At 65.4% G+C, this 12,051-nt stretch carries 13 protein-coding genes; 8 read left to right on the plus strand and 5 right to left on the minus strand.

From position 1 onward, the window contains the following. The coding region (locus AC01FP_RS13850; protein ID WP_474481030.1) for a nitrate ABC transporter ATP-binding protein at positions 1–643 on the plus strand (643 nt) is incomplete at its 5' end. A gap of 154 nt (positions 644–797) precedes the next feature. Beyond that, complete coding sequence (locus AC01FP_RS13855) at positions 798–2,378, plus strand: iron uptake porin (protein WP_474481031.1); 1,581 nt, start codon at positions 798–800, stop codon at positions 2,376–2,378. Here AC01FP_RS13855 and AC01FP_RS13860 read toward each other — a convergent pair. After that, positions 2,375–4,549: a molybdopterin oxidoreductase family protein gene (locus tag AC01FP_RS13860; protein ID WP_474481033.1), complete on the minus strand. Its 2,175-nt coding sequence runs from the start codon at positions 4,547–4,549 to the stop codon at positions 2,375–2,377. The two genes, AC01FP_RS13855 and AC01FP_RS13860, sit on opposite strands and share 4 nt — an antisense overlap. Positions 4,550–4,591: 42 nt before the next feature. Between AC01FP_RS13860 and AC01FP_RS13865 the strand changes: the two genes are divergently transcribed. Both AC01FP_RS13865 and mobA read left to right on the plus strand, forming a co-directional pair. Next, a complete protein-coding gene (locus tag AC01FP_RS13865; RefSeq protein WP_474481035.1) occupies positions 4,592–5,077 on the plus strand; it encodes a nitrate reductase associated protein in 486 nt (161 codons plus the stop codon). Then, entirely contained in the window at positions 5,074–5,658 is a 585-nt protein-coding gene (gene mobA / locus AC01FP_RS13870; RefSeq protein ID WP_474481037.1) for a molybdenum cofactor guanylyltransferase, read from the plus strand. The genes AC01FP_RS13865 and mobA overlap by 4 nt, the downstream gene beginning before the upstream one ends. Before the next feature lie 6 nt (positions 5,659–5,664). On the opposite strand, the gene AC01FP_RS13875 is transcribed toward mobA, so the two are convergent. Next, positions 5,665–6,048 carry a HEPN domain-containing protein gene (locus tag AC01FP_RS13875; RefSeq protein ID WP_474481038.1) on the minus strand — a complete coding sequence of 128 codons (384 nt, stop codon included), beginning with the start codon at positions 6,046–6,048 and terminating at the stop codon, positions 5,665–5,667. Further along, positions 6,035–6,454: a nucleotidyltransferase family protein gene (locus tag AC01FP_RS13880; RefSeq protein WP_474481039.1), complete on the minus strand. Its 420-nt coding sequence runs from the start codon at positions 6,452–6,454 to the stop codon at positions 6,035–6,037. The genes AC01FP_RS13875 and AC01FP_RS13880 overlap by 14 nt, the downstream gene beginning before the upstream one ends. Between AC01FP_RS13880 and AC01FP_RS13885 the strand changes: the two genes are divergently transcribed. Beyond that, a complete protein-coding gene (locus tag AC01FP_RS13885) occupies positions 6,453–7,589 on the plus strand; it encodes a GTP 3',8-cyclase MoaA (protein WP_474481040.1) in 1,137 nt (378 codons plus the stop codon). The genes AC01FP_RS13880 and AC01FP_RS13885 overlap by 2 nt on opposite strands. Positions 7,590–7,608: 19 nt before the next feature. Here the strand turns inward: AC01FP_RS13885 and AC01FP_RS13890 are convergent, their stop codons facing one another. After that, on the minus strand, positions 7,609–8,127 hold the full coding sequence (locus tag AC01FP_RS13890) for an HPP family protein (RefSeq protein ID WP_474481042.1): 519 nt from the start codon (positions 8,125–8,127) through the stop codon (positions 7,609–7,611). Positions 8,128–8,285: 158 nt separating this feature from the next. Beyond that, a complete protein-coding gene (locus tag AC01FP_RS13895; protein ID WP_474481044.1) occupies positions 8,286–10,544 on the minus strand; it encodes an FdhF/YdeP family oxidoreductase in 2,259 nt (752 codons plus the stop codon). Between the two features lie 283 nt (positions 10,545–10,827). Here AC01FP_RS13895 and AC01FP_RS13900 point away from each other — a divergent pair, with 283 nt between their 5' ends. From AC01FP_RS13900 to AC01FP_RS13910, 3 genes are all read left to right on the plus strand, one after another. Continuing rightward, positions 10,828–11,013, plus strand: coding sequence for a tyrosine-type recombinase/integrase (locus AC01FP_RS13900; protein WP_474481050.1), 186 nt, complete (start codon positions 10,828–10,830; stop codon positions 11,011–11,013). A gap of 187 nt (positions 11,014–11,200) precedes the next feature. Further along, positions 11,201–11,329 carry a DUF4160 domain-containing protein gene (locus AC01FP_RS13905; protein WP_474481046.1) on the plus strand — a complete coding sequence of 43 codons (129 nt, stop codon included), beginning with the start codon at positions 11,201–11,203 and terminating at the stop codon, positions 11,327–11,329. 82 nt (positions 11,330–11,411) lie between these two features. After that, on the plus strand, positions 11,412–11,705 hold the full coding sequence (locus AC01FP_RS13910) for a DUF2442 domain-containing protein (protein WP_474481048.1): 294 nt from the start codon (positions 11,412–11,414) through the stop codon (positions 11,703–11,705). Positions 11,706–12,051: the final 346 nt, after the last annotated feature.

Here is a 12,051-nt window from a genome sequence, read left to right on the forward strand (position 1 = left end):
GCTGGACATGGTGTCCGGTTTCCGGCAGCCCAGCAGCGGCGAGGTGCGGGTCCAGGGGGAGAGGATCGTCGAACCGGGGCCCGAGCGGATGGTGGTGTTTCAGAACTATTCCCTGCTGCCCTGGCTGAGCGCCTACAACAACATCGCCCTGGCGGTGAACAATGTTTTCCCCCAGCACCGACGCAACGGCCAGAACCGCTCCACCGTAGAAAGACACCTGGAGATGGTGGGCCTCAGTGAGGCCGCCCACCAGAAACCATCAAGTCTCTCCGGGGGCATGAAGCAGCGCGTTTCAATCGCACGGGCGCTAGCTCTCCAACCAAAACTGTTGATCCTCGATGAACCCTTCGGGGCGCTGGATCCGATCACCCGCGAGGAATTGCAGGAGGAGCTGTTGCGGATCTGGGCCGAACAAAAAGTGACGGTGCTGATGATCACCCACGACATCGACGAGGCCCTGTTTCTCGCCGACCGAATCGTGATGATGACTAACGGCCCGGCCGCCCAGATCGGCGCCGACCTCAGCTTGCCCTTCCCCCGCCCACGTCAGCGCAGCCAACTGATGGAGATGCCGGAGTACTACGAATTCCGCAACGAAGCCCTCGATTTTCTTTATCGCCGCTTCGCCAACGACGTCGACTGAGCAGTGAGCGCTGAGCAGTGAGCTGGTAACAAGCAACACAGCAGATGATTGCGCTTAATGAGACCTTAACCTCAGTCCAGGCAGCTTGTGCTGGTGGGCCCCAGGGGCTTTTTTTCGACCCCGCGAATCCATCAACCGCGGTGTGAGACCCCCGATGAAATTTTTCCAACAGCTACTGCTGGCCGTGGCCGGCACGGGCCTGCTGGCCCCTCTAGGCGCAACCGCCAATGAGCTGTCTTCGTTGAACGGCAATGCCGCCATAAACGACTACATGGAGCAACAGGAGATCGATGAGCTCAAGGCTTGGCGCTCTCAAAATCAGGTCACTAGTGTTAACCAGTTTTCTGACGTAAGGCCTACCGACTGGGCTTACCAAGCACTAAGCAACCTGGTGGAAAAGTATGGCTGCGTAGCCGGCTATCCCAACGGCACCTACAAAGGTGGCCAGGCCATGACCCGCTTCGAAGCGGCGGCCCTGCTCAATGCCTGCCTCGACCGCGTCACCGAAGTGACCGACGAGCTGCAGAGGTTGATGGATGAATTCAAGAAGGAGCTAGCTGTGCTGAAGGGCCGAGTCGACGGACTCGAGGCCAAGGTGGGCAAACTGGAAGCTCAGCAGTTTTCCACCACCACAAAGCTCAAAGGCGAGGTTAACTTCATCTTGGGTGGCGTGCCCGATTACAACTCAGACTTCAGGGTGGGAACCCCTCCTGTTGCTGTTGGCAGGCAGGACCGCACCACCTTCAATTACGACGTGCGCCTGAATCTTGACACCAGCTTCACCGGTAAAGACCTGCTCAAAACGCGCCTACGCTCGGGGAATTTCACAGCCTTCAGCCCCTTCAACGCAGGAGATAGTCTGTTCAAGCTTGATAAGGCCTCCAGCACCAATGCAGGAGCTTCCGGCGTTGGTGGCATCGATACCGTATCGATCGATCGCCTCTATTACCAGTTCCCGGTAGGCAAATCGTTCACCCTCACCGCCGGCGCCTTGGTGCGCAACACCGAAATCCTCGCCTTTATCCCCAGCGCTTACCGCTCCCAGCTGCTCGACTACTTCTCCGTGGCTGGCACACCAGGGGTTTACAACAAGGCAACAGGGCAGGGATTTGGGGCCGTGTGGAAGCAGCCAGTGCCAAAAGGGCAGGGCTTCTGGAACGCCTCACTGAACTTCATCGCCCAAGACGGTGAAATCTCCAATGAAGGGATTTTCGACAGCGATGGCAGCCTCAACACCATGGTCCAAATCGGCTACAAGGGCACCAGCTGGGGGGCCGCCGTCGCCTACCGCAACGGCACCTTCGGCACTCGCACGATCAACTCCAACGGCACCGCCTTCAACGTACTCACATCCGGCCAAACATCTAATAATTTTTCAATAGCAGGTTACTGGCAACCCATCGACGCTGGAATCGTCCCCTCAATCAGCGCTGGTTACGGCTTCACTGATATTTCGGGGGGCATAGCTGGAGCCGCTGATTCCCAGTCCTGGTATGTCGGCCTGCAATGGGATGATACCTTTGCTAAGGGTAATAGCGCTGGTGTAGCAATCGGCCAAAACCCGAGCGCTGGAACCGGCGTTAAAGATCCCCTCTCTCTGGAGCTCTTCTACAAGTTCCAGGTAACTGATAACATCTCAATTACTCCAGGGCTCTTCTACATCGCTAATAGCTCCAACCAGGTGAACGACAAAGATCTCTGGGGCGGCGTGGTTCAAACCCAGTTCCGCTTCTAATCCAGGATAATTCCAACATTACTAGCCCCCGAAATCGGGGGCTTTTCATAAGAACTAAGCGCCACTGCCGCTGCCTTGAGCTCCGGCTGCTTCGAAATCGGGCAGCCCAGCTCATGCATCAGTCGATTGGCCTCGCAAGCCAGCTCGCCTTGGGAGGCGCCCCAATGCATCGGCAAAAACACGGTGCCGGGCCGAATGCGCTCGGTGATTTGCACCTTCACCGACACCGCACCGCGGCGCGATCGCACCTGGGCCCAGGCCCCATCAACCAAGCCGGCGCGAGCCGCATCGCTTGGATGCAACTCCAGCAGCGGCTCGGGGTGGGCCTTGAGCGCCCGCGCCACATGGACTGTGCGGGTCATGGTGTGCCAGTGGCCCAGCAGCCGCCCCACCGTGAGCACCAGGGGATAGGAGTCGCAGGGGGGTTCGGCCAGGCCCAGGGGCGGATCGGCCCAGAGGCGTGCCTTGCCGGAAGGAGTCGGGAAGGCCAGATCGACATAGAGGCGCGCTGAGCCGCCGCCGGGGGCGGTGCCGGCGGGGAAGGGCCACTGCTGGGGGCCGTGCTCGGCCAGGAGCTCGTGGCTAAGGCCGCTGCTATCGCACACCCGGCCGGCCGTGAGTGCCACGAATTCGGCATACACCGCGGCGGCGTCAGGCCAGCCGAACTGCGCCTCAAAACCGAGACGCCGGCCCAACTCCGCAAAGATCGCCCAGTCGGCCCGGGCCTCGCCAGGGGGCTGGCGGAAGGCAGAGCAGAGGGTGACGCGGCGCTCGGAGTTCACCATTACGCCAGCCTTCTCGCTCCACTGGGCCGCCGGCAACACCAGATGGGTCAGGGCCTCGGTTTCCGTACCGGCATAGGCCTCACTCAGCACCACCAACGGGCAGTTCGCCACCGCCGCCCTAACCCGATCGAGGCTGGGCAGGCTTACTAAGGGGTTGGTGGCCGCCACCCACCAAAGCTCGAGCTCGCCGCGCTCCATCGCCTCGATCTGTGGCCACACCGCCAAGCCAGGCTCTGGCGAGATCGAGCCAGCAGCAAAGCCCCAGTGGCGTTCCACCTCGGCCCGGTGCGCTGGATCATCCACGGAGCGGTAACCGGGCAACAGCTGGGCCAGGCCACCCACCTCGCGGCCACCCATGGCATTGGGCTGGCCGGTAAGTGAAAAGGGTCCGGCGCCGGGGCGGCCGATCTGGCCGCTCACCAGGTGCAGGTTGCAAATCCCGGCCACGGTGGCGGTGCCCTCGCGGCTCTGGTTTACCCCCATCGACCAAAGGCTGAGCGCCGCCTGGCTGGCGATCCACCAGTCGGCCAGCTGGCGCAGGTCGGCCTCGGCGATGCCGCACACCGCCGCCGCCCGCGCCGGCTGCCAGGCCCGCCAGAGGGTCTCCAGCTCGGCAAAACCCTCGGTGTGGGCTGCCACGCAGGCCTGATCCACACCGCCATGCTCAAGCAGCAGGTGGCCCAGGCCGCAGAGCAGGGCCAGGTCGGTGCCGGGGGCGATCGCCAGGTGCAGGTCGGCGGCATCGCTGGTAGCGGTGGCGCGCGGATCCACCACCACCAGGCGCGGCCCAGCCCCCTTGCGCCGGCGCTTAAGCAGCCGCTGGAACAGCACCGGATGGCACTCGGCCGTGTTGGTGCCGATCAGCAGCACCAGATCGGCCAGATCGAGGTCTTCGTAGCAGCAGGGCGGGCCATCGGAGCCGAAGCTGCGGGCATAGCCCGCCACCGCCGAACTCATGCAAAGGCGCGAGTTGGCGTCGAAGTTATTGCTGCCCAGGGCGCCCTTGAGCAGCTTGTTGGCTGCGTAATAGTCCTCGCTGAGGAACTGACCGGAGCCGTAGATCGCCAGGGCTTGGGGCCCCTTGGTGGCCAAGGTGGCCTCGATGCGCTCCACCAGGATGGTGAAAGCCCGCTCCCAGCTGATCGGCTCAAAGGGCTGGTCGGTGCGCGCACGCCACAGGGGCGTGGTGAGGCGGTTGGGGTGCAGGGTTTCGCCCACGGTGGCGCCCTTGATACACACCTGGCCCAGGGACGAGGGATGGTGACGGTCGCCACGGGCGGCCCAGAGACCGCCGGGTTCAGCGGGGGCCTTCAGCTCCAGGCCGCAGCCCACACCGCAGTAGGGGCACTGAGCTAGGGCAGCTGAACTGGCGGGATCACTGACCATGGGGCTATTCGACCAAGCCAGGGCACCCGATGATGGTGGCAATTGTTACCGCAGTTACCCCTGGGCTCCCTCCTAGCTAGCACCTGCTTCCACTTCGAGGCCGACTTCACCGCCGACCTGCGCTGCATTCCGATGGCCGTGCGGCGCAAGCTCGATCTGGCCGGCATCAAGCTGAAGCTGCAGCATTGGAGCGAGCTGGGCGAGGCCGAGCGCGCTGGGCTGCTGGCCTGGCCCGACGACCCCGCCGCCATCGAGGCGTTGCGCCAGCACCTGCAGGCGCGCACCAGCGCCCTCAGCTCCGGCCAGGCCAAGGACCTGCCCCGAGCCGAGGCTGAGCCCTGGCAGCAGGCCGACCAGCTGCCCGAAGTGCTGACCACCTCCTGCGCCCAGCTGAACCTTGAGCTGCGCAGCGGCGGCTGGGCAGAGCTCACCGAACTGCAGCGCTTCGCCCTGGTGAAGCTCAGCCACCCGGGCCACGAGCACCGCAACCTGCCGCGGGCCCTGGCGGAGTTTGGGCTGGTGGTGTGAGCCCACCCCTACGCGCCTGCCTGCTCAGCGGTGGCGAGAGCCGGCGCATGGGCCGCGACAAGGCGCTGCTGAGCCACCCCGAGGGCGGCACCTGGCTGGAGCGCACTCTGCGACTGCTGGCCCAGCTAGAGATACCGATCAGCCTGCTGAGCCGCCATGGGGCGCACCTGGAGCTGGCGGAAGAGCTGGCCCTGGAGCTGGCCCCGGGCTCGCCGATGACGGCCCTGGCCGAACCGCCGCCCTGGGAGGGGCCGCTGCTGGCCCTGCACCGGCTGATGCAGCAACACCCAAACGAGCAGCTGCTGCTCTGCCCGGTGGACATGCCGGATCTCAGCCTGGCCGCCCTGCAAACCCTGCTGGCGAGCGCAGCAACAGGGAGCCCGATCCGGCTGCTGCTGGCCCACGACGGTGAGCGGCTGCAACCGCTGCTGGGCCTCTATCCGAGCAGTGCCCCGATCCGGGCCCACCTGGCCGCGGCGGTGCAGCGGGGCGAACGGCGCCTGCAAAGCTGGCTGGTGGAGCTGCCTTACCAGGCGGTGCCGCTGGATCCCCGGGCCATCCGCAACGTGAATCGGCCCTAAGCCAAGTCACTCGGCCGACTCCCCCACCGCCGCCACCATGCTCTCGCACCGCTCCAGCTCCGCCTCGACCAGTGCCAGCAGCTCCTGCCGCGGCGCGGGCAACGGAAATGGGCCCTGCTCATAGCGGGCCTCCACCGCAAACACCTGCAGCTCAAGCAGCCGGGGATCAAGCTGCTGACCAGCCAGGGCGAACAGATCTTCGAGGTCATGGACCCGGGGTGGCTGGCGATCAGCCAGCACGATCCAGGCTTTGAGCAGTTTCTCCACTGCTTGCTGGGCGGTGAAGCCCCAGTCTTCGTCGGGATAGGCAGGGTCAAGGGTCAGCCCCAGGCTGCGCAGATGGCGGCGCACAATCGCCAGGAGCAGCAAGGCGTCTTCAGCGGGCGACATACAGCACCCGGCCCTCACGGGCCACATCGCCAAACACGTGCCAACGGGAGCCACTCAGGCGCTCGGCATCGGCGCTGCCCGCCACCACCAGGTCGACAGCCACTCCCTGCCGGCCCAGCGCTCGGTTGAAGCGCTTCCAGCAGGCCATCTTTTCGGCCGGCGTGAGCTGGGGCTGGCCCACGATCACCGCCAGATCCAGATCTGAGTCGGGCCGTGCCTCACCCCTGGCCCGGGAACCAAAGGCGATCACCGCCTGCACATCGGGTTCGGCGCACAGACGCGCCAAGGCTTCCCCAGACCTCTGGGGATCCAACCCCGGACCCAGCTCAGGAGCCGGCTCCAGCGCCAGGGGATGGCGCCAGGGGATGGGGGGCGGCGTGAAACGCTCGGCAGCGGAGGCGACCATGCTGAAACGCTACCGCCAACATCAGGCCAACAGCCATAGCGTGGCCGCCATGGCCAGTGCCACCGACCAGCTCAACCGGCCCCTCGGGGTACTGCGGCTGTCGCTCACGGCCCGCTGCAACCTGGCCTGTTCCTATTGCTTGCCGGATGGGGTGGAGCCACCGGGCCTGCTGACGCTGGAGCAGCGGCTACGGGTGATCGGGGCGGCGGTGAGCCTGGGAACCCGCAGCCTGCGGCTGACCGGCGGCGAACCCCTCCTGCACGGCGGCCTGGAGGAACTGATCGCCGCCGTGCGGCCCCTGCGCGCCACCCACCCGGAGCGTCCCGGCCTGCGCGAGATCGCCCTCACCAGCAATGGCCTGCTGCTGAGCGCGGCGCGCGCCCGGAGCCTGCGGGCCGCTGGCCTCGATCGGATCACCCTCAGCCTCGATGGCACCACGGGCGCGTCGGTGGCCCCGATGGCTGGCCTGGCAGATGCCGCCGCTGGCGAGCGGGCCTTGGCGGCGGTGCTGGCGGCGATCGAGCACGCCCAGGCGGCGGGCTTCGATCCGGCGCTGGGCGCCCTAAAGCTCAATGCCGTGATCCAGCGCGGCGCCAACGACGACCAGTTGCTGCCCCTGGCGGGCCTGGCCCGGGAGCGGGGGCTGGAGCTGCGCCTGATCGAGTTCATGGACGTAGGCAACCGCAATGGCTGGCGCCCCGAGGCGGTGCTGAGCGCCGCCGAGATGCTGGAGCGGCTCGGCGACCGCTGGCCGCTGGAGCCCCGGGGGCGCGCCAGCCACGGCACGGCCAGCCGGTGGCGCTACAGGGATCGCGACCCGGAAAGCGGGGGCGCCCATCTGGCGGTGGTGGCGTCGGTGAGCGCCCCCTTCTGCGGCGACTGCAATCGCCTGCGCGTCACCGCCGACGGCATCGCCTACACCTGCCTGTTTGCCGCCCCCGGCAGCGGCCTAGATCTGCGCCCCTGGCTGCAACCAGACTCCCCAGCCGACGCCGTGGGCAAGGCGATCTCCGGCCTCTGGAGCCAACGTGCCGACCGCTGGAGCGAGCAACGCCAAGAGGCCTGGCAAGGCGACAACCCGCAGCGCACAGCAACCGCCCCAGCCCATGCGGAGATGGCCTACTTGGGCGGCTAACCCAGCAGCAGCCAAAGGGTCACAGCCAGTGGTGCGGATAGGGCAGCGCTCCCTTCACCCAGCGGCTGAAGGCCGCGGCGATCAGCACCAGCAGCAGCGAACCGCTGAGCACGGGGGTGAGCACAAACGGCGGCGTGGCTCCCAGCGCCACGCCGAGAAAGGCGAGACCACCGGCGGGGGGATGCAGGCAGCGCAGCTGCTGGCCTAGCAACACCGTGAGCCCCACCGCCAGGGCGATCACCAGTGGCCCCTGGCCCAGCCAGGCCACCGCCGCCACGCTCACCAGCGCCCCCACCAAGTTGCCGAGCACGATGTTGCGCGGCTGGGCCAGGGGGCTGGCGGGGTAGCCAAACAACAGCACCGACGATGCCCCCAGTGGAGCCGCCAGCAGCACCATGCCACTCCAGGCACCAAGCAGGCCGAGCAGGGTGAGCGCCAACAGCGTCCCCAACCAGGACAAAGCCCGCTGGCGGCGCCGAAAGCGAGGTTGATAAACCCGCCCGCGCCGCCGCTGCTCCACCAGCCAGCTCTGCAGCATCACCCCACCTGCAGGCGCACCGGGTCGCCCACTAGGCCGCGGCGGTCGACCTCCTGCTCCATCGCTATCTCTTGGGCAAGCGCCACCCTCTGGCAATTCACTGTCGAGGCAGCCGGGTGCCGCCGTGGTGCCGATAGCTACGGATCTGCTGGCCGAGCTCAAAGGCCGCGCAGCAGCACCGGCACCCGCTTGAAAGCCGGGGTGCCGCTCTCGGGATCTTTGTGGGGCCGCATCAGCACATTGGCCTCCGGATAGAACATCAAGGCGGCACCGCGGCGAATCGATCCTGGAATCAGCTCGATGCCCTCAAGGCTGCCGGCCTCCCCCTGCACCGTGACCCGCTGGTGAGCGACCAGGCCACTGGCAACCAGGTCTTCCGGATTCATCAGCAGTGTGTGGCGGTGGGGCATGCCGCGGTAGCTGTCGCCCGGCTTGTACACCACGGTGTTGTGCTGGCCGTAGCTGCGTGCGGTGATCAGGCTGAGCACCAAGCCCCGCTCGCCTGGCGCCAGGCCGCCGAAGTGCTCCGGATCGGGAAGCGCGAGATCGGGCAGGGGAGTGGGCGCCAGCTGGGCGCGGCCCGTGGCGGTGGGGAAGCGCGGCTCGTGGAACACCCGCCCCCTCACCTCGAATTCCCGCTTGCTGGCGTCGATCTCGGCCATAGCGTCGTAACCGGGCACGGTGCGGGCGATCAGCTCGCGCACATACACCGGATCCTGCAGGCGCCGCCAGTCGATCGGCTCCTCGCCCAGCACGCGGTGGGCCAGCTCCGCCAGGAAGCCCACCTCGCTCACCAGCTGGCCGCTGCCCAGGTGGGTGGTGCCGGGTTCGTTGAGGCGCACCCAGTTGTTGCCCGATTCCACTGTCGTGCGATGGGGCGTCTCGAAACGGTTGAACACCGGCAGCAGCAGGGTCTGACGAGCGCCGAGGCCGTGGAAATGGCCGGTGTTGGGCTTGGTGGCTAGGTAGGCGATGGTGTCGATGCGGCCGAGGGCGCGGCGGGCCTGGGTGCTGTCGGGGTTGGCGCCGAACAGGTTGCCGCCCAGGCAGAGCAGGGAATCGACGGCGCCGGCAGCGGCCGCCTCGATCAGGGCGCAGGTGTCGTAGCCGGGGGTGGGGCTGAGGGGCCGACCGAGCAACTGCTCGAGGGCAAGGCGCATCGGCTCGCGCAGGTGCACTGTCACCCCCATCGAGCCGAAGCCCTGCACGTTGGAGTGGCCGCGGATCGGCATCGTGCCCGCCCCGGGCCGACCCACGTTGCCGCTGAGCACGGCCGTGTTGGCGATCGCCTGCACGTTGGTGGTGCCGTTGGCGTGGTGGGTGATGCCCATCGCCCAGGCGAACACCACGGCCCGGCAGGCGGCCAGCCGGGCGGCGGTGTGCTCCAGCTCCTCGCGGCTGAGGCCGCAGCAGCCCGTGATCGCCTCCCAGCTGGTGCCCTCGATCTGGGCGATCAGCTCCTGCCAGCCATCGGCGTGGGCCTTCACGAACGCAAGGTTGATGGCGCCCCGCTCCAGCAGCGCCTTCTGAAGGCCGAGGAACACCGCAGTATCGGAGCCGGGAATCGGCTGCAGAAACAGCGAGGCGATCTCACTGCCGCCGCCAAGCATGGAGCGGATCGGGAAGGCGGGCGAGCCGAACTTCAGCAGCCCCGCCTCCAGCACCGGATTGATCACGATCACCGTGCCGCCGCGCTCGCGCAAGCGGATCAGCTCGTTCATCAGGCGCGGGTGGTTGGCCGGCGCATTTGAGCCCACCAGCACCACGCCATCAGCGTGCTGCAGACCCTCCAGGTTCACCATTGAGGTGCCGCTGCCGAAAGCCCGCGTGAGGCCGAGGGTGGAGGGGGCGTGGCAGAGGTCGGAGCAGTCGGCCAGGTTGTTGGAGCCGAAGGCGCGCAGGAACAGCTGCAGTAGATAAGCGGCCTCATTGGAGGAGCGGCCGGAGCTGTAGGAGGCCACACGCTCGGGCGGCGCCGATCGGAAGGCCTCGGCCACCAGCTGGTGCACCTCTTCCCAGCCGATCGGCTCATAGTGGTCACTGCCGGCGCGGTGGATCAGGGGCCGATCAAGCCGCCCCAGGCGGTCGCATTCGGCAGACGTGAGCCGCTGCAGCTCGGCCAGGCTGCGCCCGGCGAACACCTCCCGGGGCACGGCAGGCTGCAGCTCGGCGCTAATCGCCTCCACGCTCTTGAGGCAGCGCTGGAGCGGCTCACCGAGCTCATCGCGAAAGCCACCGTTCTGGCCGCCGGTGCCCCAGGCGCAGGACAGACAGGCGCTCTGGTGGGTGAGGGCCTGCCAGAGCTTCGGGCCAGTAGGCGAGAGGGTGGCGCGGGCCCAGCCGTCAATCAAGGGCCAGCCGCCACCGCTGGTGGCGTCTTCCGGTGCAGGCGACGGAACGGCCTCGGAGGGGGTCAAGGCAGCAGCTGCCGGGGTATCCAGTTAAGGAGTGACTCCGGCGTAATTGGGGAGCCTGGCGAGAAACTCAGCCAATCGATCAAACAGCGTCATGCTTCAAACCATGCACCACCCCATGCCCCCAACCTCCGTTCTGCTGGCTGCATCCGCGCCAGCGGCCTGGTAGATGCACGGCTGGTGGGCAGCGTTGATAGCCGGCCGCTATCCCCAGGCCCACATGGCCCAGGCCACACCAGCAGACGACTGGCGCTGAGGAAAAGGGTGGGCTAGGAGCAGTGGCTGCATCGTTCAAGCCGCCACGCCGCATACCCTCCGTCACTCCTTCGCTACCCATCTGCTGGAGCGTGGAAAGGATATCCGCACGATCCAGGAGTTGATGGGGCACAGAGATGTAAACACCTCCATGATCTACACCCATGTGCTCAACCGAGGCCCCATGGGAGTGAGCAGCCCTGCTGACTTTTTGTAACCCCAAGAACCGTCTTATACGGACCCGTATAAGACGGCCAGGACATAGCCCGCATTCATGCAGAAGCCAGGCTAGATAGGGATAAGGGAGTGGAGTCTGCTTCAGAGGGTCCTCCCATTTAGCGTTGGAAAGTTGCGAACAGCCATTGCAGGCGCGGCTATAATCAGAAAGTCGTTTCATATCTCATTTGTCACCAACCATCTTCAGGGATGGCGAATTTAGATTCTTCTTCTTCTCACGTGAGGAGAGCCGCCCTCACGTCCATGTGAGCCATCCTGATGGTGAGGCGAAGTTCTGGCTCAACCCAACCGTTTAACTCGCTCGCAAAATTGGGTTAAGCTCACAGAGGATCAAAGAAGCAGAGCGCCTGGTCGAGACACGTCATCAGGAGATCATCGATGCCTGGAACATCCACTTTGGCGGCTGAGGTTACGAACGTATCTGGACATTTTGTCTGGGTGCTTATCGACGATGAAGAGCTGGGGCTTCCCTATTCCGAATTTCCTTGGTTTAAAACGGCAACTATTCAGCAGGTCCTAAACGTGATGCGTCCGACCTCGGAGCATCTTTATTGGCCTGATCTAGATGTTGACTTGTCTGTCGAGTCGATACGCCATCCGGAAAGGTTCCCGCTGAGGGCCAAGAGCACTTTCCAACCCTGCCATACACCTGACCCGCCTCCATCATTTTGAGAGCCCACCGAGACTCGGAACGCGCAGCTCTTTGCGGGCAGGTGATGGCAAGCGTTGGACCAAGCCGCTGCGCGGCAAATTTCAAGAACTAGTCATAGGCAACTGCCACGGGCGTGTGCGACAAGGGGCAATACGGCTTAATACAAACCGAAGGTTTTTCTGACCACTCCTGGCTGAACAGCTGAGCGGCCATGACAATCAAGACACTGATGTCGTGATTGTTCCCCAAGGAGAATCTTCCCATGAATTCAGGAGAACTTGAGAAGTTCAAGGGCACCTCGAAAAATACGATCAGCCCTTGCGTTGAGGCGACAATAGCTTATAATTTGAATAGTTAATTGCATGC

It is taken from the genome of Cyanobium sp. NIVA-CYA 375 (genome assembly GCF_056108345.1).